General features: G+C 69.6%; 18 protein-coding genes. 6 read left to right on the top strand and 12 right to left on the bottom strand.

The genetic code is table 11. The features are described 5' to 3' along the window. Window positions 1–43 precede the first annotated feature (43 nt). A complete protein-coding gene (locus BC793_RS28645; protein ID WP_109598110.1) occupies window positions 44–2,716 on the bottom strand; it encodes a cellulose binding domain-containing protein in 2,673 nt (890 codons plus the stop codon). A gap of 312 nt (window positions 2,717–3,028) precedes the next feature. On the opposite strand from BC793_RS28645, the gene BC793_RS28650 reads away from it, so the two are divergent. The 4 genes from BC793_RS28650 to BC793_RS28665 all read left to right on the top strand — a co-directional run bounded on the left by BC793_RS28650 (window position 3,029) and on the right by BC793_RS28665 (window position 8,147). Next, window positions 3,029–4,393 carry a UDP-glucose dehydrogenase family protein gene (locus BC793_RS28650; protein ID WP_109598112.1) on the top strand — a complete coding sequence of 455 codons (1,365 nt, stop codon included), beginning with the start codon at window positions 3,029–3,031 and terminating at the stop codon, window positions 4,391–4,393. Window positions 4,394–4,754: 361 nt separating this feature from the next. Then, on the top strand, window positions 4,755–6,128 hold the full coding sequence (locus BC793_RS28655; protein ID WP_109598114.1) for an ABC transporter substrate-binding protein: 1,374 nt from the start codon (window positions 4,755–4,757) through the stop codon (window positions 6,126–6,128). Window positions 6,129–6,249: 121 nt separating this feature from the next. Then, window positions 6,250–7,227 (top strand): carbohydrate ABC transporter permease, encoded by a 978-nt coding sequence (locus BC793_RS28660; protein WP_109598116.1) that lies wholly within the window; start codon window positions 6,250–6,252, stop codon window positions 7,225–7,227. Next, window positions 7,227–8,147 (top strand): carbohydrate ABC transporter permease, encoded by a 921-nt coding sequence (locus BC793_RS28665; protein WP_109598118.1) that lies wholly within the window; start codon window positions 7,227–7,229, stop codon window positions 8,145–8,147. Before BC793_RS28660 ends, BC793_RS28665 begins: the two co-directional genes overlap by 1 nt. An 89-nt stretch (window positions 8,148–8,236) precedes the next feature. Here BC793_RS28665 and BC793_RS28670 read toward each other — a convergent pair whose 3' ends face one another. After that, window positions 8,237–9,928 carry an MFS transporter gene (locus BC793_RS28670; RefSeq protein ID WP_109598120.1) on the bottom strand — a complete coding sequence of 564 codons (1,692 nt, stop codon included), beginning with the start codon at window positions 9,926–9,928 and terminating at the stop codon, window positions 8,237–8,239. A gap of 150 nt (window positions 9,929–10,078) precedes the next feature. Next, complete coding sequence (locus BC793_RS28675) at window positions 10,079–11,962, bottom strand: zinc metalloprotease (protein WP_146246487.1); 1,884 nt, start codon at window positions 11,960–11,962, stop codon at window positions 10,079–10,081. Between the two features lie 96 nt (window positions 11,963–12,058). On the opposite strand from BC793_RS28675, the gene BC793_RS28680 reads away from it, so the two are divergent. Both BC793_RS28680 and BC793_RS28685 read left to right on the top strand, forming a co-directional pair. Continuing rightward, on the top strand, window positions 12,059–12,817 hold the full coding sequence (locus BC793_RS28680; RefSeq protein ID WP_109598124.1) for an ABC transporter ATP-binding protein: 759 nt from the start codon (window positions 12,059–12,061) through the stop codon (window positions 12,815–12,817). Further along, window positions 12,814–14,673, top strand: a complete 1,860-nt coding sequence (locus BC793_RS28685; RefSeq protein WP_146246488.1) for a GumC domain-containing protein — start codon at window positions 12,814–12,816, stop codon at window positions 14,671–14,673. The genes BC793_RS28680 and BC793_RS28685 overlap by 4 nt, the downstream gene beginning before the upstream one ends. Before the next feature lie 105 nt (window positions 14,674–14,778). Here BC793_RS28685 and BC793_RS28690 read toward each other — a convergent pair whose 3' ends face one another. The 9 genes from BC793_RS28690 to BC793_RS28730 all read right to left on the bottom strand — a co-directional run bounded on the left by BC793_RS28690 (window position 14,779) and on the right by BC793_RS28730 (window position 24,422). Continuing rightward, on the bottom strand, window positions 14,779–15,204 hold the full coding sequence (locus BC793_RS28690; protein ID WP_109598128.1) for a hypothetical protein: 426 nt from the start codon (window positions 15,202–15,204) through the stop codon (window positions 14,779–14,781). Window positions 15,205–15,381: 177 nt separating this feature from the next. Next, entirely contained in the window at window positions 15,382–16,731 is a 1,350-nt protein-coding gene (locus tag BC793_RS28695) for a nitrate/nitrite transporter (RefSeq protein WP_109598130.1), read from the bottom strand. 2 nt (window positions 16,732–16,733) lie between these two features. After that, window positions 16,734–17,051 (bottom strand): Rieske (2Fe-2S) protein, encoded by a 318-nt coding sequence (locus tag BC793_RS28700; RefSeq protein ID WP_109598132.1) that lies wholly within the window; start codon window positions 17,049–17,051, stop codon window positions 16,734–16,736. Further along, entirely contained in the window at window positions 17,048–19,510 is a 2,463-nt protein-coding gene (nirB, locus tag BC793_RS28705; RefSeq protein WP_109598134.1) for a nitrite reductase large subunit NirB, read from the bottom strand. Before nirB ends, BC793_RS28700 begins: the two co-directional genes overlap by 4 nt. Then, window positions 19,510–19,857, bottom strand: a complete 348-nt coding sequence (locus BC793_RS28710; protein ID WP_109598136.1) for a molybdopterin oxidoreductase — start codon at window positions 19,855–19,857, stop codon at window positions 19,510–19,512. Before BC793_RS28710 ends, nirB begins: the two co-directional genes overlap by 1 nt. A gap of 2 nt (window positions 19,858–19,859) precedes the next feature. Further along, entirely contained in the window at window positions 19,860–21,959 is a 2,100-nt protein-coding gene (locus BC793_RS28715) for a molybdopterin oxidoreductase family protein (protein WP_109598137.1), read from the bottom strand. 95 nt (window positions 21,960–22,054) lie between these two features. Beyond that, window positions 22,055–22,735, bottom strand: coding sequence for a sirohydrochlorin chelatase (locus tag BC793_RS28720; protein WP_109598139.1), 681 nt, complete (start codon window positions 22,733–22,735; stop codon window positions 22,055–22,057). 239 nt (window positions 22,736–22,974) lie between these two features. Beyond that, window positions 22,975–24,072, bottom strand: coding sequence for a uroporphyrinogen-III synthase (locus BC793_RS28725; RefSeq protein ID WP_203896150.1), 1,098 nt, complete (start codon window positions 24,070–24,072; stop codon window positions 22,975–22,977). A 131-nt stretch (window positions 24,073–24,203) separates the two neighbouring features. Further along, window positions 24,204–24,422: a hypothetical protein gene (locus BC793_RS28730; protein WP_109598143.1), complete on the bottom strand. Its 219-nt coding sequence runs from the start codon at window positions 24,420–24,422 to the stop codon at window positions 24,204–24,206. Window positions 24,423–24,636: the final 214 nt, after the last annotated feature.

Genomic DNA, 24,636 nt, shown 5'->3' on the forward strand with positions numbered 1-24,636 from the left:
GGAGGGGTGGCGCCCGGCCGGGACCGGGCGCCGCCACTCCGGTCTACGGGGTGGTGGAGCAGCTGATCGGGGACGGGACGGGGTTGGTGGTGCCGGTGTTGCTGCCGAGGAATCCGAAGGTGGTGGAAGCCCCGGACGACAGCGCGCCGTTGTAGCCGGCGTTCGCGACGGACACGGCGGTCCCGGACTGGGTGGCGGTACCGCCCCAGCCCTGGGTGACGACCTGCCCGGCGGTGTAGGACCAGCCGGCCCTCCAGCCGGTGACGGCGGTGGTCCCGGTGTTCTTGACCGTGATCTCGCCCTGGAAGCCGCCGGTCCACTGCCCGGTCACCCGGTAGGTGGCGGTGCAGCCGGTGGGGGTGCCGGGCGAGACGGAGACGGACGGCGAGACCGAGGCCGACGGCGAGACCGAGACCGAGGCCGACGAGCTCACCGATGCGGACGCCGGGACCGACGGGGTCGGGCTGGTGGGGCCGCCCTGCCGGTCGGCGTAGAGGATGCCCCGGCCGTTGGTGCCCAGGTAGACGCGGCCGTAGATGCGCGGGTCGCCGGCCAGGGCGTCGCCGGCGTTGCCGTACTGGTGCCTGTCGTCGTTGATCCGCACCCAGTAGGCGCCGGTGTTGTCGGACCGGAAGACGCCGTCGACGCCGTCGACCGTGCCGACCAGGAAGACCGCCGGGCGCGTGGTCCCCGGCGCGGCCTTGCCGAACGCCACGTTGACGCCCTCGGAGACCCCGCCGCCGATCGCGGTGAACGTGCGGCCGGAGTCGGTGGAGCGCAGCAGCCCGGTCTTACCGGCCAGCCACACCTCGCCGGCGACTCCCGGCACCGCCTTCAGGTTGACCCGGCCGTCGGCGGGCATCGCGGCGGTCGACGCGGTGAATGTCGCGCCGCCGTCCGTGCTGGTGTAGAACCTGCCGGCGGCGTACCCGTAGAAGGTTCTGGGGTCGACCCGGTCGCTCTCCACCTTCGCCCCGGCCGGGATGCCGGTGGACGCGCTCCACGTGCTGCCCCGCGTGGTGGAGTAGTGCACGCCGACGCCGGCCGGCGACCAGACCACCGCGTTCGCGTCGGCGCCGACCGCGACGGTGCCGCCGCCGGTCACGCCGGACGGCTCCTGTCCCTGGTACCAGCTCTTGCCGCCGTCGTTGGAGACCCCGATGTGCGGTGCCGCGTCGGCGTTGCCGACCCGGACGAAGAACGAGGGGCTCAGCTCGGCGAAGTCCAGGCCGGTGTTGCTGCCCAGCGCCGGGGTGTCGTGGAAGCCCGCCGGCACCGCGTCGAGGTCGGCGTGGTGGAAACCACCGATGTCACCGAGGGCGCTGACCAGGGGCGCGCCGCTGGGCGGGCTGGCCAGGTCGAGGACCGCGGTCTCCTCCAGGCCCTTGGCCATCGGCTTGATCGTGACCGTCGTGTTGTTGTCCCAGTTGGTCAGCTGGGTGGTGCCGTAGACGGTGGCGCCGGTGCCGTAGAGCATCCGGTTGGAGTCGAACGGGTCGATCGCAAGGGACTCGTTCATCCAGCCGAGCTTCGGGCTCTCCTCGGGCGGCTGGGCGGTGCTGTTGAAGTCCAGCCACGGGTTCGCGGAGATGTCCATGGTGTAGCGCTTGGTGCGGCTGGGGTAGCTGCTCCAGTCCCAGGCCCGGGTCCAGGTCGCCCCGTAGTCGGTGGAGCGGAAGAAGATCGCGTCCGGCCACCAGGAGATCTGCGTGGCGACCATCAGGGTGCCCGGCTTCCGGGCGTCGACGGTCAGGCCGGAGTAGCCGTGGTAGCGGTCGGCGACCGGGGTCGGCGAGATGTCGGTCCAGACGCCGGTGGTGGTGTCCAGCCGGGCGACCTGACCGGCCGCGCCGTCGTACGGCCCACCGGTGTCACTCGTCGCGATGAAGAGGTATCTGCCCTGGATCACGCCCTTGTGCGCGAGGTACCCGGTGGGCTGCCCGGGGACCCGCTCCCACGTCGCACCGGAGTCCGGCGACCGGTAGACCGGGTTCTCCTTGTCGGCCACCCCGACGTATACAGCCGGTGACGCCGGGTCGAAGGTGACCCATGTCAGACCTTGGTTCTGATTCAGATAGCCGTTCGGATCGGACGGGTCGGCGACGTAGTTACCGGCGTTCGGGAAGTCGGTCACTTTTCCCCACGTGGCGCCGTAGTCGGTGCTGCGCCAGAGCCCGTTTCCGCCCTCGGCGGCGAAATAGACGTTCCGGTTGTTCCGCGGGTCGACGGCGAGCCGTTCACCCATCCCCCGGCCCGGCATGTTCCCGCCGACCTTGAACGGCAGATACGTCCGTGACCAGGTGTTTCCCTTGTCGGTCGAGCGCAGGATCGCGCCGTTGTTCGGGTCCCAGCCGTTCGTGTACATGCCGACGGCGGCGTAGACGCGGTTCGTGTCGACCGGGTCGGCGGCGATGCTCAGGACACCGTTGTGACCCCAGTCGTCCTGTCCGACCCAGTCCAGCAGCGGGGTCCAGCTCTGCGCCGGCTGGTTCCAGCGGTAGGCGCCACCGATGTCGGTGCGGGCGTAGATGAGGTCCTTCTCGCCCGGGTTGAAGACGACACCGGGGACGAACCCGCCACCGTCAATGCGAACGTTTTTCCAGGTGTAGGGCTCTGCGGGGGCGGCGGCGGCGCCCTCTGGGCCGGAGGCTACGACGACCGCGGTCGCCGCCGTCACGAGAGCGGCGACGATGGCGAAGCCGGGGGACCTTCGCATGGATGGGGACCCTTTCATTGAAAGGCATGAGTGGGAGCGCTCCCAGAAGCGTCGGTCGCTGTCATCTTGATGTCAAGAGCCGGAAACTTCTCGGAGATGTTCGGGTTGCCGGGATTCGACCGTTCACCCCGTGGGAACCAACACGACATTAAGTGACAATTAGCCGCTGGAAGGGCTGTGTATCATTCGGCCGGAACACGCAGGTCGGCACCATCCGAGGCGCCGGCCGGCCGGCCCGGCGAGAGGCCGGTTGGGCCACTTGGCGAATACGTGGCGTAACCGCGGGTACGGCATAGCGGTGGAGGAGATTGCATGAAGGTTTGCGTTATCGGTACCGGCTATGTCGGCCTGACCACGGGCGTCAGCCTGGCCTTCCTCGGTCACGAGGTGACCTGTGTCGACCTCGACCAGGCCAAGGTCGACATGCTGCGCGGCGGCAAGTGCCCGATCTACGAGCCCGGGATGGAGGACCTGCTCGCCGAGGCGGCGCAGAACCTCACCTTCACCACCTCGTATGAGGAGGCCGTCCCCGGTGCGGACGTCGTGTTCGTGGCGGTGCAGACCCCGTCGGCCGAGGACGGCAGTCCCGACCTCCGCTATCTCCGCCGCGCCGCCGAGAGTGTCGCGCAGAGCCTGAACCACGACTTCACCGTCGTGGTCAACAAGTCCACCGTGCCGATCGGCAGCGGCAACTGGGTCGACGCCATCCTGCGCGACTCGTTCGTGCAGCGCGAGGACCGTCCCGAGGGCGTCGAGTTCGCCGTCGCGTCGAACCCGGAGTTCCTGCGCGAGGGCAACGCGATCGCGGACACCCTCTACCCGGACCGGATCGTCATCGGCTCGGACAACCCGCGCAGCCTCGAGGTGCTCAACCGCCTCTACCGGCCGATCATCAACCAGACGTTCACGCCGCCGACCTTCCTGCCCCGGCCGGAGGACGCGAACGCGGTTCCGCTGGTCTCCACCGACCTGGCCTCGGCCGAGCTGATCAAGTACGCGGCGAACGCGTTCCTGGCCCTGAAGATCAGCTACGCGAACGAGATCGGCCAGCTCGCCGCCAAGGTCGGCGCCGACATCACCGAGGTCGCCCGCGGCATGGGCCTGGACCAGCGGATCGGCTCCCGGTTCCTCCAGCCCGGCGTGGGCTGGGGCGGCTCCTGCTTCGGCAAGGACACCAAGGCGCTGATCGCCACCGCGTCGGAGTACAACCTCGACATGCCGATCGTGAAGGCGGCGCGCGAGGTCAACAGCCGGCAGCGGGCGATCGCCGTCGAGCGGCTGCAGGACGAGCTGCGGATCCTCAAGGGCCGCAAGATCGGCCTGCTCGGCCTGGCCTTCAAGCCGAACACCGACGACCTGCGCGACGCGCCTGCCCTGGACATCGCGAACTCGCTGATCGCCCGGGGTGCGCGGGTCAAGCTGCACGACCCGGTGGCGACCGGCCGCTTCCGCATCGAGCAGCCGGAGCTGGCGGCGTACCTGAGCGAGACCATCGACGACGTGTTCGCCGACTGCGACGCGGTCGTGCTGGTCACCGAGTGGGCGCAGTACCTGGAGCTGGACTGGTCGAAGTTCGTCGGCCTGATGCGTACCCCGATCCTGCTGGACGGCCGGCACGTGCTCGACGCCGACCGGATGCGCCGTCTCGGCTACCGCTACGTGGCGGTATCCGGGTAGGCACGGGTAGACGTACGTCAACCGCCGCGACGGCCACGGGCCGTCGCGGCGGTTTCTTTTTGCGGATCACCGAACCGGGCTTACCGCGAACCCAGCAAAACCGGCTCACACCATACTTGAGTGACGTTTAGTCCGGTTAAATACGGTTAAAGGCGTACCACTCCGGTCGGCAGCCGGTAGGCTCTTCCGCCAATCTCCTTAACCGGTTAAGGTGCCGGTAGGTCGCAGCGATATCGTTACCGACTCGATCGCGCTGAAATCATTGCGCAACTTGCCGGTTACCTCTTGACTGTTGGTCAAGAAGCGCTTCGGACGGCGGCGTCGCGAGACGCCGGAGGCGCTATATGACATAGGGAGCGGTATGTTCGTTCAACGTGGGAGTTCGCGATCGCGGATCGCGCTCGCCGGTGCCCTCAGCGCGGGCCTGGTTCTCGGCCTGAGCGCCTGCGCGGACAGTAAGGACGACGGAGGCAGCGGCACGGTTCCCGCCTCGTCGCTCGGAGCCATCGACTGCACGCCCTACACCGCGTTCGGTGACCTCAAGGGCAAGGAAGTCTCGATCTACACGGGCATCGTGACCCCGGAGGACGCCCCGCAGAAGCAGTCCTACAAGCCCTTCGAGGACTGCACCGGCGTCACCATCAAGTACGAGGGCGACAAGGCCTTCGAGACCCAGGTCCTGATCCGCGCCGAGGCCGGCAACCCGCCGGACGTCGCCTTCGTGCCGCAGCCGGGCCTGCTCCAGCGTCTGGTCGCCACCGGCAAGGCCAAGGAGGCCCCCGCCGAGACGGCCGCGCTCGTCGACAAGAACTTCGGCGCCGACTGGAAGGCGTACGGAACGGTCGACGGCAAGTTCTACGCCGCGCCGCTGGGTGCCAACGTGAAGTCGCTCGTGTGGTACTCCCCCAAGGAGTTCACCGACAACGGCTACACCGTGCCCACCACGCTCGCCGAGCTCAAGACCCTGAGCGACAAGATCGCCGCCACCGGCAAGAAGCCGTGGTGCGCGGGCATCTCCTCCGGTGAGGCGACCGGCTGGCCGATGACCGACTGGATGGAGGACTTCTACCTCCGGCTCAACGGCGTCGACGCCTACGACAAGTGGGTTAAGCACGAGACCCCGTTCAACAGCCCCGAGTCCACCAAGGCCCTCGACGCCGTCGGTGAGTACCTGAAGAACGACAAGTACGTCAACGGCGGTCTCGGCGACGTCAAGAGCATCGCCAGCACCACGTTCCAGGACGCCGGCCTCCAGATCATCGAGGGCGCCTGCTCGCTGCACCGCCAGGCCAGCTTCTACGCGGCCAACTTCGACAAGAACACCAAGGTGGCCGAGGACGGCGACGTCTACGCCTTCTACCTGCCGGGTGAGACCGCCGACAAGAAGCCGGTTCTCGGTGGCGGCGAGTTCGTCCTCGCGTTCGCGGACCGTCCGGAGGTCAAGGCCTTCCAGACCTTCCTGGCGACCGACACCTGGGCCAACGCCAAGGCGAAGGTCTCCTCGGGCTGGGTGAGCGCCAACAAGGGCCTCCAGATCTCCAACCTGGTGAACCCGATCGACCAGCTGTCCGCCAAGATCCTCCAGGACCCGAACGCGCAGTTCCGCTTCGACGGCTCGGACATGATGCCCGCCGCGGTCGGCTCCAACGCGTTCTGGAAGCAGGCCACCAACTGGATCACCGGTCAGGACACCAAGAAGACCCTCGACGCCATCGAGGCCGCGTGGCCCAAGTGACCCAATAGCTGCACCGGGGCCGGTCGGGATATCGCCCGACCGGCCCTAGCAGTCTGATCACTTCTGTTCTTCACTTATTACCTCTTCACCCCTCCGTACGTACTGAGGAGGAACGGGCCGCGTGTTCACCACCGCCACCACCACATCTCAGAAGATCCTGCAGATGTTCGCGGCGATCCTTCTGTTCGCCGCCGTCATCGGCCTGATCCTGTTCATCGCCGGCCGGTTCACCGGTAAGCGTGACCGCGCGATCGCCGCGCTCTACCTCGGCCCGACCGTGCTGATGCTCAGCGTCGGGCTGCTCTACCCCGGTCTGCGGACCATCTACCAGTCGTTCCTCGACGCCTCGCTGAAGAACTTCATCGGGTTCGACAACTACGTGACGATCCTCAGCGATCCGGAACAGCTGACGGTCCTGCGCAACACCGCGTTCTGGGTGCTGGTCACCCCGTTCGTCGCGACCGGCGTGGGCCTGCTCTACGCCATCCTGGTCGACAAGGCCCGGATGGAGTCGTTCGCCAAGGCGCTGATCTTCCTGCCGATGTCGATCTCGTTCGTCGCGGCCGGCGTCATCTGGAAGTTCATGTACGAGTTCCGGCCCGACCAGGGGAACATCAAGCAGATCGGCTTCGTCAACCAGCTCATCGTCTGGCTCGGCGGGGAACCTCAGCAGCTGCTCATCGACTCGCCGCTGAACACGTTCCTGCTGATCGCCGTGATGGTCTGGATCCAGGCCGGCTTCGCGATGACCGTGCTGTCGGCGGCCATCAAGGCGATCCCGGACGACATCATCGAGGCCGCCCGCCTCGACGGCGTCGGCCCCTGGGGCATGTTCCGGTTCGTGACCCTCCCGGCGATCCGCCCGGCGGTCATCGTCGTCATCACCACCATCGCGATCGGCACCCTGAAGGTCTTCGACATCGTCCAGACCATGACCGGCGGCCGGTTCGACACCAGCGTCATCGCGAACGAGTTCTACAGCCAGACCTTCCGCAGCGACAACCGGGGCCTCGGCGCCGCGCTCGCGGTGGTGCTGTTCATCCTCGTCATCCCGATCGTCGTCTACAACATCCGCCAGCTTCGCCGATCGGAGGCGTGATGACCACCGCAGCACCCCTCACCACCACTCCGGTCGCGACGACGGAGACCAAGAAGCTGTCCGCCGCCGCGTCGGCGAAGGCGAAGCTCACCTCACCGTGGGCGTCGCTCGCCGCGGTCGTCCTGGCCGTGCTCTGGACGATCCCGACGTTCGGGCTGCTCATCACGTCGTTCCGGACGACGGAGGACATCCGGCGCAGTGGCTGGTGGACGACGTTCACCAACCCGCTGTTCACGCTGGACAACTACAAGGCGGTCCTGGACCCCGAGCAGGCCGGCGCCAACCTGCCGGACTCGTTCCTGAACTCGCTGGTCATGACGATCCCGTCGGTGATCATCCCGCTGTGCCTGGCGTCGCTCGCTGCGTACGCGTTCGCGTGGATGAACTTCCCCGGCAAGAACATCCTGTTCATCGCGATCTTCGCGTTGCAGATCGTCCCGCTGCAGGTCACCCTCCTGCCGCTGCTCCAGCTGTTCGTGGCCTGGGACATCGACGGCACGTTCTGGACCGTCTGGCTGTCGCACTCGACGTTCGCGCTGCCGCTGGCGATCTACCTGCTGCACAACTTCATCAAAGAGGTGCCGGCCAGCCTCATCGAGGCGGCCCGGATCGACGGCGCGGGCCACGTGTCGATCTTCTTCCGGGTGCTGCTGCCGCTGCTCACCCCGGCGCTGGCGGCCTTCGGCATCTTCCAGTTCCTGTGGGTGTGGAACGACCTGCTGGTCTCGTTGACGTTCGCCGGCGCGCCGGCGATCTCCCCGCTGACCGTGCAGCTGTCCAACCTCACCGGCACCCGGGGCACCGCCTGGTACCTGTTGTCGGCCGGTGCGTTCGTCTCGATCATCGTGCCGGTCACGGTGTTCCTGCTGCTCCAGCGCTACTTCGTCCGCGGCCTGCTCGCGGGCAGCGTCAAGGGCTGACCCACCCGCAGCACAGCGCGAAGGCCGCATCCTCCACGAGGGTGCGGCCTTCTTGCACGCCGCACGGCCGCGTCCGCGCATTCCACCCCTCATCCGGTACGGGTGGAAGCGGCCCCCACCCGCAGGTCGCCGTGCTCCCCCGGCGGGCGTAGCGCGCGGTAGGCGACCAGCCAGCTCGCGGCCAGCAGGAGCACCGGCACCAGGTAGGCACCGGCGACCGCGACCGCCAGATCCGGGCGCAGCGCCTCGCGGGCCGCGTCACCGAGGCCGAGCATCGCCGGCACTCCCCTGTCCGGCCCCGGCATCGCCGCCGTGACCAGGACGCTGAGCGTGATCGCCGTGAGCGCGCCGGCGAGCGCGTTGGACAGCTGCACGACCAGCGCGAGCAGGGTGGTGCCGCGGGGTGTCTCGGCGTGGTCGAGGTCCCGCAGCGCGACCGTCATGGTCGGCATCAGCGTCGCCCCCGATCCGGCGCTGAGCAGCGCGGTCGCCGCCATGATCCACGGGTAGCCGGCGTCCATGCCGACCGTCACCAGCAGCATCGCGCCGCCCAGCGTGCCGAGGGCCGTCCCGGTGAGCACGATGCGCCGCGCCGGTATCCGGTCGACGAGCCGGGTCGCGACCTGTGCCACCAGGCCGACCGTGATCGCCTGTGGCAGTCCGATCACTCCGACCATCGACGCCGGATCGCCTCGGACCCCCTGGATGAACAGCGGCAGCACCGCCATCGACCCGAAATAGGCCGCCGCGAAGAGGACCAGCACCCCGGCGCCGGCCCGAACCGGCCGGTGCCGCAGGAGCCGGAGATCGACGATCGGATCGGCGGCCCGCCGCGCCCGCCACACGAAGCCGCCGAGCATCACCGACCCGAGCAGAATCAGGGCGAGCCCGCCCGTGAATCCGGCCGTCTGGTCCAGCATGGTCGCCCCGAAAACGGCCGTCACCGCGCCGCCGGAGAGCAGCACCAGACCACCCCAATCCGGCTGGCTCTCACCGCTGTCTCCGGGGCGCCGAGACAGCGGTGAGAGCCAGCCGACCAAGATCCGCCTGCCCGCCGGCCGGCCTTCGGGCGTCCGGACGGCGGGTGTCCCGGCGGCGGGCGCCCCGGCGGCCGGCGTCCGGGCGGCCGACATCCGAGCGGCGGGCGCCCCGGCAGCGGGCGTGCCCGCGGCGGGCTTCTGGGCGGGGGGTGAAGCGGCGTCGGGGGGCAGGACGCGGAGGCAGACCAGGGTGGCGAGCAGGCCGAGGGGGACGTTGAGCAGGAAGATCCAGCGCCACGAGGCGGTGTCGATCAGCCAGCCGGCCAGCAGCGGGCCCAGCACCGGACCGATCACCAGCGGCAGGACCAGCAGGCTCATCAGACGGCCGCGCGCCTCGCGGGGGGCCGCCCGCAGGCCGATGGCCTGACCGACCGGATTGAGCAGGCCGCCGCCGAGACCCTGGAGCACCCGGAAGACGGCCAGCGACGTCACGTCCCAGGCGAGACCGGTCAGCGCGGAGAAGGCGGTGAACACGAGCAGCGCCGCGAGGTAGACGCGGCGGGCACCGTATCGGGTGGACAGCCAGCCGGCCAGCGGGATCACCGCGACCAGCCCGAGCAGGTATCCGGCGGTCGCCCACTGCGCGGCCGGCAGGGACGCGTCCAGGCCGGACACGATCGCGGGCACGGCCACCGCGGTGACGGTCATGTCGATCACGACCATCAGGCCGCCGAGAGCCAGTGCGAGCCCGATCGCCCGGACCCGGCGGTCGAGCGGTGCGGCGTACGAGATCCCCGTCATGAGATGAGGCTCGGCCTTCAACAACGGTTGAGGTCAAGCCCGACGTTCTCCCGGGCGCACCGGCGGACCTCTTGGTGAGCTGTGGCGCGCGACGGGCGTACCGGGGAAAAAGATGCCGGTCCCGGCGGAAACCGGGACCGGCAAGGGGTGTTACGGCTGGCTGCGCGGGCTGTCCGGAGCCAGGGTGTCGATGAACTCGTGCGGGCTGTGCAGGTCGGTGGTGCGCCGGGATTGGTCGGCCTCGGCCTTGAGGGTGGTGGCCAGGCCGGCCGCGTCGACGCCCGGGATGGCGGCGACGGTGCCGTAGGCCTTCTCGGCCAGGGCGTAGGCGATCCGGTACTCGTGCGCGGCGAACGCCTTCGAGGCGCCGCCGAGCAGGGCGTCGGCGGCCTTCAGGGCGGTCCGGCCCTTACCGGCCGGGACCTGGGCGGCCAGACGGTTCGCGGCCTCCCAGTAGGCGGCGGTGAGGAACCGGTCGTTGTTGTCCCGGTCGAACTGGCTGAAGTCCCAGTTGACGTCGATGTAGCTCATCATCGAGTTGTTCTCGTCGCCGGCGTTGACGTAGTAGAACTCGTTCGCCGGGCCGTAGTCGACACCCGTGGCGCTGTCGTAGCCGTCGTGCGGGTGGCTCATGCCCAGGTGGTGACCGACCTCGTGGATCTGCGTCGTGGTCAGGCCGTAACCGGCGGCGACCACCTCCGGGGAGATGAACGAGAACACGTAGCTCTGAGTGCCGGTGACGTAGTCGTCGTCGGCGACACCGAGGCCGGGAGTCGGGACGCCCTCGCCGACGGCGTAGTTGAACAGCGGGATCTCGTAGTCGACCTTGCCCTCGTCGTCGAGAGCGCGGTCCAGGTTCTCCCGGTTGTAGAGATACAGGTTGGCGAACGCCGGGAAGCCGGTCTCCGGGTAGCAGGACTCCTCGGTGGCGGCGGCGCCGAGATAGCACTGCTCGGCCTTCGCGTCGTACGGCAGGTCCTGCGTGTCGTACGACAGCCGGTTGCGCCAGCGCAGCTCCGCCAGTTCGGCCTTGAGCAGTGCCGGGGTGGTGTACTCCTCGGACGCGTTGACGCCGGGCCAGCCCTCGTACGTGTTGTCGTCGATGTTCAGGCTCTTCGGCGGCTCGGCCGCCGGCAGCTCGACCGGGTACAACGGCGACGTGGTGAACAGCAGGTTCAGGGCCACGTACCGGGTGATCTTGCCGAGGTCACCGGCGAGGGCCGCCGGGGCCCGGTAGCCACCCGCGGCGTACTCCCAGGTCGGCGGCATCCGGTAGTCCTCGATGCCGTCGCCGTCGAGGTCACGGTTGTCGACGTCGTAGTTGCTGGTCCACGACTCGGGACCGGCCGACAGGTCGTGGAACCAGATCCGGCGGGTGCTGCCCAGACCGGTCTCCTCGTCGTCGGCGGTCGTGCCACCCCAGGCGATCATCTTGCGGCTGGCCCGGTTGACGCCGAAGTCGTAGCCGGTGTCCGGGTCCGGCTCGCCGGTCTTCGTGTAGACGTGGTGCTTGAAGTCGGACCGGCCGTACCAGTTGATGAAGAAGACGGTGTTGCGGCGGGTGTCGACACCGGCCGGCGCGTTGTAGGCCAGCCACTTCTCCACGCTCGGCGCGTCGATGACGTTGTTGTTCGCGATGTCCAGGACGTTGTTCTCCTGGTCGTTGTACGCCTGCTGGAACGTCGTCAGGTCGGCCGGCTTCGCGAGCTTGGTGAGCTGACGGAAGAACCGGTCCTCGTACTTCCGGTCGGCGTAGGTGAGCTTGTAGTCGTATTTGTAGGTGATGCCGAGCTTCTCGGTGACGCCGTAGTTGAGGCGGGACCGGACCACCGGCTCATAGCCGCCGGCCAGCTCGCCGAGGAACGCCTTCTTCCCCACCTGCTGCGGCTCGTAGCCGATGAACACCACGTTGACCGGCACCTTCTCGACCAGGCGCGGCTGGCCGCCGGGCTTCAGGTAGCCGTACGACCCCGCGGCCGCGGCGGACCCGGCGGGTCCCACCGAAGCTCCGACGAGGACCGCGACGGCAGCCACGGTGAAAGATCTTCTCCATCCCATGTGGTGACACGCTGCCATCAACGCAGGCCGATGGGAACCCCCGTCGATGCGTTGTTGACTATCCTGTCCGCCATGTCATCGCCTGCACTTCGGATTCGAGGACTCTGCAAGACCTTCGGAACGTTCCGGGCGGTGGATCACCTCGATTTGACCGTCGCGCCGGGCACCTTCCACGGCATCGTCGGGCCCAACGGCGCCGGCAAGTCCACCACCATCGGCATGGCCGTCGGTCTGGTCGTCCCGGACGCCGGCGAGATCAGCATCCTCGGCCACGACGCGATCCGCGACCGGGCCGGGGCACGTGCCGTCACCGGGGTCCTGCCCGACGGCCTGGACCTGCCGGAGCGGCTCACCGGCGCGGAACTCCTCCGGTACAGCGCGGGGCTGCGCGGGCTGTCGCGTGCCGCCGCGGCCCAGCGTGCCGGCGAACTGATCGAGGTCCTCGGCATCACCAAGGCGGCCGCCACCCCGCTCGCCGACTGTTCCACCGGCAACCGCAAGAAGGTCGGCCTCGCCCAGGCGCTGCTGCACGCGCCCCGGCTGCTGGTGCTCGACGAGCCGTTCGAGGCGGTCGACCCGGTGTCCGCGGCGGGCATCCGGCGGGTGCTGCGCCGGTTCGTCGACGGCGGCGGCACCGTCGTCCTGTCCACCCACTCGATGCTGCTGGTCGAGCAGATGTGCGACGACGTCACCGTCATCCACCAGGGCCGGGTGGTGGCGGCGGGCCCGGTCGCCGAGGTCGCCGGCGGCCTCCCGCTGGAGGACCGGTTCGTCGCGCTGGTCGGCGCCGAGACCAGCGGTGCCGACGGCCTGGACTGGCTCGTCCGATGAGCGCCGTCGGTACTCCCGCGCGGATGCGGGCGAGCATGTTCCGGCGCTCGCTGCGCGAGCATCCCGGTCCGGTGGTGGCCGCGATCGTCGGTCTGCTCACGGCCGCGTGGCTGATCAGATACGGGGTGTACGGCGACCGGCACACCCTGTCCATCCTGGCCGGGACGTGGGTGCTCGGCTGGATCGTGCTGCCGCTCATGCTCGGCGGCGGTCGTGGCCGGGTCCGCCCGTCGCATCTGCGCCTGGAGCCGGTCGGCAGCGTGGCGGCCGCGGCCGGGCTGCTGCTCGCCTCCGCCGTCGGGATCGGGCCGCTCGTCTCGCTGGTCGCGCTCACCGCGCTGCCCGTGCACGCCGCCCGCTACGGCGCCCGTGGTGTCGCGATCGCCGCGCTGGGCGCGCTGCTGTTGTGGCTGACCGGGCTGATCGGGTCGGCGGTCGCCCTGGAGGCGATCGGGCACGCGGCCGGCCCGGTCGGGGCGGTGCTCACCGGCGTGTTCACCGGAACCGTGATGGGCGTGCTCGGCTCGGTGTGGGCGGTCGCGTCGTGGATCACGTCCCTGCTCGCCGGAGCACCCGACCACATCGTCCGGTGGCTGCCGTGGTTCCCGGGGAGCTGGCCGCTGTCGGCGGTGGCCGGCCCGTCCGTCCGTGGCTTCGCGATGATCGCCGGGCTTCTCGGGATCGTCGTGGGGTTCGCGCTGGCGTACCTGCTGCTGGTCCGCCGGGCCCTGGTCGCCGGGACCACCTGGCGCCCGCGCCGCTCCCCCGCCTCCTCAGTCCCCGCGCCGGCGGTCGGCGTCCCGGTCGCGCGGGCGGCGGGCGACTCTGTCGGGTCGGTGGCACGCGGGCGCGGGCTGTCCGGGGGCTGGTGGGGGCCGGGGCCGGTGTGGGCGGTCGCCGGGCGTGAGCTGCGTACGTGGGTGCGGCATCCGCTGCGGGTGCAGTATCTGGCGTTCGCCGTGGTCTACGGGTCCCTGCTGGCCGGACTGCCGATGATCGCGGGCGCGGACCTGCTGGTGCCGTGGGCCGGTGTCCTCACCGCGCTGTGGGCCGCCGCCATGTCGGCCGGGTTGGTCGGGCTGGACGGGACGGCGTTGTGGATGCCGTTCACCAGTCCGGGCGGCGAACGGGCCGAGGTCCGCGGACGGGCACTGGCCTGGTTGCTGCTGGTCAGCCCGATCGCGGTGCTGCTCACCGTCGCCGGGATCCTGCTCGCCCCGGACGTCGACCCGCTGCCCGCGCTGGCGGTGCTGCCGGCGGTGCTGGGGGCGGGCGCGACCGTACCCGTGTGGGTGTCGCTGTTGCGGGTCCGCCCGGTGCCGGACCCGCGGCATCCGACGTCCGCCGACAACCCGACCGACATCATCAGTGTGCTCGTCGCCTCGGCAGCCGGCCTGGTCGCCGCGGCCCTGCCGATGGCCCTGATCATCTGGGGCCCGGACGGTCTGCGCCCGCTCGCCCCGGCGGTGGGCGCGGCCGCCGGTGCCGGCATGTGGTTCGCCGGCGCCTGGCTGGCCGACGACCGGCTCGCCACCCGCAGCGCCGAGGTGCTGACCGCCGCCGGTCAGCGCACCCGGCCACCGGAGACGGTGATCCCGCTGACCTGGGACGCCGACTGGTACCGCGCGAACCGGGCCACCGCATGGGCGCTGATCCTGCTGATGGCCGGCTGGATCCCGGTCGTCCCGCAGGGCCTGATGGTGCTGGTCTTCGACATCGGTGGCGGCTGGATCGTCGCCTCCCACGTCAGCGGGACCGCCCGGACCGGTGTGGCGGTCGCGATGGTCGCCCTCGGTGGCGCACTGCTCCTGACCGGCCTCGTGCTCTGGGGTCGGCGTCCCCGCCCCACTGCGTGACCCGCCGGCGGTTCCGCGATCTCCCTCTCGAGGGAGCGGATCCGGCGGGAACGGCCGAGGGCCGCGCCCCGGACAGGCGCGGCCCTCGGCCGATCGAGCGGACGCTCAGCTCTTGCGCTGACCGTAGCCGCCGTAGTTGTCACCACCGTGGGTGTAGTCGCCCTTGCCGCCGCTGTGACCGTAGTGGCCCTTGCCGCCGTTCCAGTGCTTGTTGCCGTGGTTGTAGTTCCAGCCGTAGTAGACCTTGAGCGCCCAGTCCCCGCTGTGGAAGCCGCGGTAGACCTTGAAGCAGCTGTACCGCTGCCACTGGTTCCTCCACTGACCGATGCGGCCGATCTTGTGGCAGGTCCGCGGGCTGTTGTAGAAGCCGAAGATCCGGTCGCGGCGCTGGAAGTCCTGCTTCTGGGCCACGGCCGGCCGGGCGCCCGGCGTGGTCGTGGTGGACACCGCGGTGGCGGGACCGGCGGCGACCGTGACGCCGGTGGCGACGGCGACCCCCGTCATGACGAGGGCGCGGGTCATCTTGTTCATACGATCACCGATTCCATAAGAAAGGGTAATTTCTGGACAAGATGGATCGTATGATCCCCCGGCGCCTGCGGCATGGGAGACGCGCACCCCGAAAGAGTGAACTCCCGCAGCCGAGCTGCGGGAGTTCATACTTTCAGCCGGTACTCTGGTCGGCCGAAGAGTGGAGCGCGGGGCGGATCAGACGGCGATCCTGGTGCGGGCCGCCGGCCGGAGGTAGACCGCCCACGTGATCACCACGCAGAGCGCGTAGAAGACGATGAACGCCATGTACGCCGCGTCCGCGTCCTTGTAGGTCAGGAACGACTGCCGGAAGGCCAGGTTGACCAGCACCCCGCCGACCGCGCCGATCGCACCGGCGATGCCGATGACCGCGCCGGAGATCCGCCGGGCCCGGTGCTCGTCACCGGCGAACTTCTGCTTGAAGATCGCCGGGATCATCTTGTAGGTCGAGCCGTTGCCGAGCCCGCTGAGGATGAACAGGAGGATGAACCCGACCAGGTAGAGCGGCAGCGAGCGCTGCTGCGCGGCGAAGAGCACGATGGACGCGCCGACCGCCATCGCGATGAAGTTGAGGAAGGTGACCTTCGCCCCGCCGAACCTGTCGGCGAGAGCGCCGCCGAACGGCCGGATCAGCGAACCCAGCAGCGGGCCGATGAAGGTCAGGTAGGCGGCCTTGACCGGGGTGTTGAAGATGTCCGCGAACTGCACCTGCAGCACCTGGCCGAAGGCGAACCCGAAGCCGATGAAGGACCCGAACGTGCCGATGTAGAGCACCGACATCACCCAGGTGTGCCCCTCCCTGGTCGCGTCACGCATCCCCCGCTTCTCGTTGCGGGCCTGGGTCAGGTTGTCCATGTAGACGGCCGAGCCGACCGCCGCGATCACGATCAGCGGGATGTAGACGCCGGCCACCAGGCCGGGGCTGCCGGCGCCGAAGGTGGCCAGCACGAACAGGCCGACCAGCTGCACCGCGGGAACACCGATGTTGCCGCCGCCGGCGTTGATGCCGAGCGCCCAGCCCTTGAGCCGGTCCGGGTAGAAGGCGTTGATGTTGGCCATCGAGGAGGCGAAGTTGCCGCCACCGACACCGGCGAGCGCCGCCAGGATCAGCAGGGTCGAGTACTCGACGCCCGGCTCGATCAGGAAGGCCGCCGCGATCGACGGGATGAGCAGCAGCGACGCGCTGATGATGGTCCAGTTACGGCCACCGAACCGGGCGACGGCGAAGGTGTACGGAATCCGCAGCGCCGCCCCGACCAGCGTGGGCACGGCGGTGAGCAGGAACTTCTGCGCCGGGTCGAAGCCGTAGGCGGGGCCGAGGAACAGCACCATGACCGACCACAGTGACCACACCGAGAAGCCGATGTGCTCGGAGAAGATCGAGAAGATCAGGTTGCGCTTGGCGATCTGCTTGCCGCCGTTGTCCCAGAATGCCGGGTCCTCGGGCCGCCAGTCGTCGATCCAGTGGCCCTTCAGCGTCTTCGCTTCCGGTCTGTCCGGTGTGATCGTGGGAAGTGTCGCAGTCATTGTCAGTCTCCCAGAATGATGTGACCGTCATCGACCCGTACCGGGTAGACGCTGATCGGGGGCTGTCCGGACTGGGAACACCCGGTGGCGAGGTCCCATGCGTAGAGGTGCAAGGGACAGACGACAACCTTGTTGTCGATCTGTCCGTCCGCGAGCGGACCGCCCTTGTGCGGGCACACCGCCGACACCGCGCGAAGGGAGCCGTCGCGGAGGCGGAAGACTGCGATCATCTCGGACCCGACGGCGTAGGTACGTCCTTCGCCGAGCGGGATCTCGTCGAGGGGGCCGAGCACGGTCGGGGCGAGGGGGGTGATGGTCATGAGCGCACCGGAACCTGAGGGAGAACGGTCAGGGGAAGGGAGGTACGGAACTGGCCGGGCGTGGCCGGGACGGCCCGCTCCTTCCAGGGGTCCTTGTAGGCCTGCACGGCCTCCTCGACGGCGGCGTCCAGAGCCTCGGCGATGCCGTCGGTGTCCTCGATGACGATCTCGCGGATCCGCTCGATGCCGATCCGGGGGACGAACGCGTAGGTGCGCTCCAGCCAGTTCGCGTTCTCGCGGTAGTACTGCAGGAACCGGCCGGTCAGACGGATCACCTCTTCGGGAGAGTCGACCGTGACGAGCAGGTCGCCCTTGCGGATGTGGGCGCCCGCGGCGCCGCCGACGTAGATCTCCCACTTACCGCCGTCGATCGCGACGACCCCGAGGTCCTTGACGTACGCCTCCGCGCAGTTACGGGGGCAGCCGGTGACCGCGAGCTTCATCTTTCCGGGACCCTCCAGCCCCTGGTAACGCTCCTCGATCGCGATGCCCAGCGCAGTCGAGTCACCGACACCGAATCGGCAGAAATCAGAGCCGACACAGGTCTTCACCGTGCGGAAACTCTTGCCGTAGGCGTACCCGGACGGCATGTCGAGGTCCGCCCACATGGCCGGCAGCTGCTCCTTCGGGATGCCGAGCAGGTCGATGCGCTGGCCGCCGGTGAGCTTGACCATCGGCACCTTGTACTTCTCGGCGACCTCGGCGATCCGCTTCAGCTCGGCCGGGGTGGTGACGCCGCCCTTCATCTGCGGGACGACCGAGAAGGTGCCGTCCTTCTGGATGTTGGCGTGCACCCGGTCGTTGATGAAGCGGGCGTCGCGCTCGTCGACGTACCGGTCGGCCCACATCATCTTGAGCAGCGAGGCCAGGCCCATCTTGCTCTTGGCGTCGTGCTCGCCACCGGGCACCAGCTTCTCGAAGACCGCGGAGACGCTGGTCAGCTCGTACTTGCGGATCGCGTCCATCAGTTCCGGCTTCGGCATCGGCACGCCCGGGACGTACCAGGACGCGGCCGGGTCCTCCTCGGCCTCGCCGCCGGCCGCCCACTCGACGATCCGCTGCACCAGCGGCTTGCAGGTGCCGCAGCCCTTGCCTGCACGGGTCTTGTCCATCACGCCGGAAACCGTCTTGCACCCGGCGTTGACGACACCGCAGATGGCGCCCTTGCTGACACCGTTGCAGTTGCAGACCTGCGCGTCGTCCGGCATGTCCTCCGGCTTGACCTCGCCGGCCGGGCCGCCGATGTCGAACAGCATCTCGGCGCGCTCCTCCGGCAGGGCCTGGGCGCGGTCGAACGACTGGATCAGGCCGGCGGCCTTGCTGTTGTCGCCGACCAGGATCGCACCGGCCAGTGCCCCGTCGCGGATGATGAGCTGCTTGTAGACGCCCTTCTTCGGCTCGCTGTAGATGATCACCTCGTCGTCGTCGGTCTCCGGCGCGATGAGACCCATCGAGGCGACGTCGATGCCGGCGACCTTGAGCTTCGTGGAGAGCTTCGAGCCGGTGTAGGCGGCTTCGGTGTCGCGGCCGGTGATGTGGTCGGCGAGCACCTTCGCCTGGTCCCACAGCGGCGCGACCAGGCCGTAGAGGTTGCCGCGGTGCTGGGCGCACTCACCGACCGAGTAGATGTCCTCCTCGTCCTGCACCCGCATCTGGTCGTCGACCACGATGCCGCGCTCGACGGTCAGCCCGCTGTCCGCGGCGACCTGAGTGTTCGGCCGGATGCCGGCGGCGATCACCACGACGTCGCACGGGATCACCGTGCCGTCGGCCAGTTTCACCCCGGTGACCCGGTCCTTGCCGAGGATCTCGGTCGTCATCGCGTTGGTGATTACCTTGATACCGAGCTTGTTCTCGACGCTGGCCTGGAGCATGTGGCCGGCCTTCTCGTCCAGCTGCCGCTCCATCAGGTGGCCCATGGCGTGCAGCAGCGTCACGTCGCTCAGGTGGTTCTGCAGGCCGCGGGCCGCCTCCAGGCCGAGCAGGCCACCGCCGATCACGACGGCGCGCTCGTGGTCCCGGGCGTAGCGGATCATGCCGCGGGTGTCGTCGAGCGTCCGGAACGCGAAGACGCCCTGGTGGAAGCCGCGCTTCGGGTTGTGGATGTTCTTGATCGGCGGCGTCCACGAGCTGGAGCCGGTCGCGATGATCAGCTTGTCGTACGGGGTGGCCGACCCGTCCGTCGCGTACACCTTCTTGGCGAACCGGTCGATCCGCTCGATCTTCACCCCGGCGTTGAGGGTGATGTCGTTGTCGGCGTACCAGCTGAGGTCGTTGAGGTAGATCCCGGCCTCGTCCTCCACCCCGGCGAGCAGGTTGGACAGCATGATCCGGTTGTAGTTGCCGTAGGGCTCGTCACCGAACATCGTGATGGAGAAGTCGCCGTTGCGGGCGAGGATCTCCTCGACCGTGCGGGCGCCCGCCATGCCGTTGCCGATGACTACCAGTTTCTTGGTCATCAGATCTCCACCAGTCCGAGGTCCACGATCACTGTTCCGTTCAGTCCGGCCGGCGCGGCGAGCCACAGCTCCACCGTGGTGCCGCCGGCGAGGTCCTCCAGCACCCGCAGCGGTACGTGGACGTCGCCCTTGGCGCCGACCGGGAAGTACCGCATGGGTGCTCCGTCGCGCACCAGCACGACGCAGATCAGTTCGTCACTCGCGTTGCCGGCGCGGAAGTAGACCGCCTGGGCGCTCGCGCCCGCCGGAACCGTGTAGCTGAGAGCGGTGCCGAGGGGGGCGGGCTCGTCGAGGCCTTTGCCCTCGAAGGCGAATACGCCCTGGAGAAAGCGAGGGGTGGAGTACATGGTCAGACGCTCCCGTCTTCGGCTTTACACAGGGCGATCGCGCACACCTTGAAGGCGGGCATCTTCGAATGGGGGTCCAGTGCCGGGTTGGTCAGTGCGTTGGCACCGGGCCAGTGGAACGGGGCGAACACCGTGTCCGGGCGGATGCCGTCACTGAGCCGGGCCCGCAACGTCGCGGCGCCCCGGCGGCTGCGCAACTCGACCAGGTCACCGTCGGCGATCCCGTGCCGGCGGGCCAGGTCGGGGTGGATCTCGGCACGTGGTTCGGGCAGCGCCACGGTGAGCGCCCGGACCCTTCTGGTCTGGTTGCCGCTCTGGTACTGCTGCATGTTGCGGCCGGTCGTCAACACGTACGGGAACGTCGAATCGGGAAGCTCCGCCGCGTCGCGGTGATCGACCCGGATGAATCTCGCGCGGCCGGAGGCGGTCGGGAAGTCCGCGCCGAACAGCCTCGGCGTCCCCGGGTGCGTCTCGTCCGGGCACGGCCAGAAGACGCCCTCCTCGGCCTCGATGCGCTCGTAGGTGATGCCGGCGTAGTCGGCGATCCCGCCGGCGCTCGCCCGGCGCAGCTCCTCGAACACCGCGCGCGGCTCGTCGCTGAAGAACCCACCCCGGCCCAGGTGCCCGGCCAGCTCCGCCAGCACCGTCAGGTCACTCTTGACCAGCGGCGGAGGCGGCAGCGCCATCTTCCGCCGGATGACACGGCCCTCGAGGTTCGTCATCGTGCCCTCCTCCTCCGCCCACTGGGCGGTCGGGAGGACGACGTCGGCGAACTCGGCGGTCTCCGAGCGGAAGATGTCCGAGACGACCAGGAAATCGAGTTTCCGCAGCTTGTCGACGACGTTGTTGCTGTGCGGGGCGGAGACCACGATGTTGCTGGCCAGCACCCAGAGAACCTTGACCCCGCCGTCGGCGCCGAGACGATCGATCATCTCGTACGCCGAGAGCCCGGGCCGTGGCAACTCGTCGGGTTCGATCCCCCACACCGCGGCCACGTGGGCGCGCGCCGCCGGGTCGTCGAGCCGGCGGTAACCCGGGAGCTGGTCGGCCTTCTGCCCGTGCTCGCGCCCCCCCTGCCCGTTGCCCTGGCCGGTGATCGTGCCGTACCCGGAGAAGGGCCTGCCGACCAGGCCGAGCGCGAGTGCCAGGTTGATCCACGCCTGCGCGGTGTCGGTGCCGTTGCTGTGCTGTTCGGCGCCGCGCGCGGTGAGGATCATGCCCGGGCCCTCGGTGGCGAGCAGCCGTACGGTCTCGCGCAGTTGCGCCTCCGGGACGCCGGTCATCCGCTCGACCCGCTCCGGCCAGTAGGAGTTCGCCGCTGCCCGGACGGCCGCGAAGCCCTCGGTCCTGGTCGCCACGTACTCCTCGTCGACCCAGCCCTCGCGGATCGCGATGTGCAGCATCCCGTTCGCCAGAGCCAGGTCGGTGCCGGGCAGCGGCTGCAGGTGCAGGTGGGCACCGTTGGCCGTGTTCGTGCGGCGCGGGTCCACCACGATGTGCTTGGCGCCGTTGGCCCGGCCGGCGTCCAGGTACTGCATGGACGGTGGCATCGCGTCCGCCGGGTTCGCGCCGACCAGCAGCACCGTGCGCGCCTCGGCCACGTCGGCCAGCGGGAACGGCAGTCCACGGTCGATCCCGAGGGCCCGGTTCGCCGCGGTGGCTGCGCTCGACATGCAGAACCGGCCGTTGTAGTCGATCGCCGACGACCGCAGCGCCACCCGTACGAACTTGCCGAGCGCGTACGCCTTCTCGTTCGTCAGGCCGCCGCCGCCGAACGCGCCGACACTGTCCGGGCCGAACCGCTCCTGACTGTCCCGGATCGCGGTCACGATCCGCTCGTACGCCTCCTCCCAGGACGCCTCCCGCAGGGGAGACTCCCGGTTGCCGGGCTCCTTGCGCACCAGCGGCGTCAGCAGCCGGTCCGTGTGGTCGAGCAGGTCCGCCGCGGTGAAGCCCTTGGCGCACAGGCCGCCCCGGTTGACCGGGAACTCGGCCGGTTCGAGCCGGACACCCGGCATCCCCAGTCGCGTGGGAAGCTCGGGCGTCAGCGTCATCCCGCACTGCAGGGCGCAGTACGGGCAATGCGTCTGGGTCGCCGTCACACCGAGAATGTTCTCGGCCCGCCGTTAACCCTTCAGACGTGTTGCGGTGACGCTGTTGTTCAGGAATCCCTACATTGGCTCCGCCACGGTTGTGACTACAAACCGCTACCGACGGTTGTGAGGATCGCGCTGTCGAACCGACGCAGCACCAGGTCGGCGACCTGCCCGTCGTGGCACAGCGCAGGGGTCACCGAGTCGGCGCCGGCACTGTGCAGGGTGCGGTAGAAGAGGCCCTCGGCCAGCAGATACGCGGCGACGGCGATGTTCCGGGCGCCCTCGGCCCGCAGCCTCGCCACGACGTCGGCGACCCGCGGGCCACTGCCGGACGTGCAACCCAGCTCGACCCGGCCGGGCAGTTCCGCCGCGACCTCCCGGATGCCCCGCACCCACAGCGGATCCGACGAACCGGCCGAGGCGAGCACGATCGCGTCGGCGCCGGCCGGAACGTTGCGGCGCAGGCTCTCCAGGAAGACGTCGTCCGGGCCCAGCGGCGCCGTCACCGGGAAGCCGGTCCCGGCGACCGCCTCGGCGATGTCGACCCGGACGTGGTAACCGGCCGACAGCAGGAGCGGCACGACGACGGCGTCGCCACGAGCGGCGGTCACTCCGGCGACGACGTCGGCGACCTTCGGCTCCTGCACGTCGACGTAGCAGAGGCGGACGTCCAGGCCGGGCCGGCGGCGGGCCACCGAGGCGGCCAGCTCCTGGATCTGCTGGCGGCCGGCGGGCGAGCGGGTGCCGTGGGCGACGGCGATCAGGGTGGTGTTCTCGCTCATGCGACATCTCCTCAAGGCGGTGCGGTGGGGAGCGGCCCGGCATGACATCAGGCTCGCGGTGCGGCTCCGGCGGCCACCGGGGGAATGTCCGCGGTGGCCGCGCCGGCCGTACTGGTTCAGCGTCTGGTTCCGGTGGCCCGGCATGGACATCGGGCGCTTCCAGGTCCGGCCTCGTCGCCGGTGGTGGTGACGGCCCGGCTGGTCATCGGGCTGCGTCGGGTGTCGGGTGTTGCGGAGGGTCAGGCGGCTTCGTCGATGCGCAGTCGGTACCCGCGCTTGATCACTGTCTCGATGTGTTTGCCGGAGCCGAGGGCCGCCCGCAGCCGGGCCACCGCCACGTCGACCGCGTGGCCGTCGTTGCCCCGGGGCAGAGACGCGGCCAGCTGGTCCTTCGAGACGACGGCGCCGGGTTTGCGGACCAGTGCCGAGAGGATCGACATCGCCGCGGGGGCGAGCGCGTGCGGCACCTCGTCGATCAGGACGGCGTGCCCGCGTACCTCCAGGGTAGTCCCGGCGACCTGGAGCCGGACCGCGCGCCGCGGCAGCTCGTCGGTGACCGTCTTGATGAGCGCGCCCAGGCGGTAGCGCTCCGGCATCACCGTGGGGATGCCGCGCTCGACCAGCGGCGCCGCCGTCACCGGGCCGACGCACGCGGCGAGCGTGTGATCGCTGAACGCCGTCGCGACGTCGGCTTTCGCCTCCTCGGCGATCTGCAGGAACGCCTTGACCGCGGGCGCACTGGTGAACGTCACGGCGTCGATCTGACCGGCCGCGACCTGTTCGGCGAGCCGCCGCACCGGGGCCACGTCGGGCGGCAGCGCCCAGCGGTAGACCGGCACCTCGACGACGGCCGCACCGGCCGTACGCAGTGTCTTCACGAACTCGGTCTGCGGCTCCCCGTGCTCCTGCACCACGATCCGCAGCCCGGCCACCCCCTCGCTGAGCAGCCGTTCGAGCACCTCCTCGGAGGCCTCCGTCTTGGCCGCCCAGTCCTCGATGAGCCCGGCCGCCCGGATCGCGCCGCACGGTTTCGGGCCGCGGGCGATGATCCGCGCGTTACGCAGCGACTCCCGCAGTGTCTCGGCCAGCCCCCAGCCCTCGGCCGCCTCCAGCCAGCCGCGGAACCCGAACCCGGTGGTCGCGACCACCAGATGCGGTTCCAGGCCGATGCAGGCCGCCGTCGCCGCGTGCAGCGCCTCGTCGTCGATCAGTGGAATGATGGTGATCGCGGGTGCGCTGATCACCCGTGCTCCGCGTCGTTCCAGCAGAGCAGCCATCTCGTTCCGGCGTCTCTCCGCGGTTACCGCCACGGTGAAGCCGGCCAGTGCGCCCTCGATCATCCGGTCCCCATCCTGTGCCGCCGTCCGGTGCAAGAGTCCTAAGGCCTGGTTTCGGGACCGGCAATCGAATGTTTCCGCCAGAATAACGGCTGGTCACTTGGCTGCGATCAGCTGTTGTGAGCTGTTGATCATGTGCCGGTGACGTCGTCCGGGCGCTCGAAGAGGGAGCCTTCCATCCCGAGAATGCGCCGCACCTCCATGATCAGGTGGAACGCCGCGATCCGGCCGTCCAGCACCCCGATCCGGTAATCGGCACCGATCTCCGCATCCTCAGCGATCTGCGGGTCCCGGTATCCGGCGGCCCCGTCCACCCGCCCGGCGTTGTAGGCCACCAGAGCGTCGTCCATCTCGTCCTCTCCCCCGGCACGTCACCGTTCATGCCGCACCGCAGGCCGGCACGTCACCGTTCACGCCGCACCGCAGGCCGGCACGTCACCGTTCACGCCGCACCGCAGGCCGGCACCTCACCGTTCACGCCGCACCGCAGACCGGCGCGGAACGTCGCGACAATGTCGCACACCATGCGGCCGTGGCCCACCGGCCGACCGTCCCGAACCGGAC

It is taken from the genome of Actinoplanes xinjiangensis (assembly GCF_003148685.1).
Classification (GTDB): Bacteria; Actinomycetota; Actinomycetes; order Mycobacteriales; family Micromonosporaceae; genus Actinoplanes; species Actinoplanes xinjiangensis.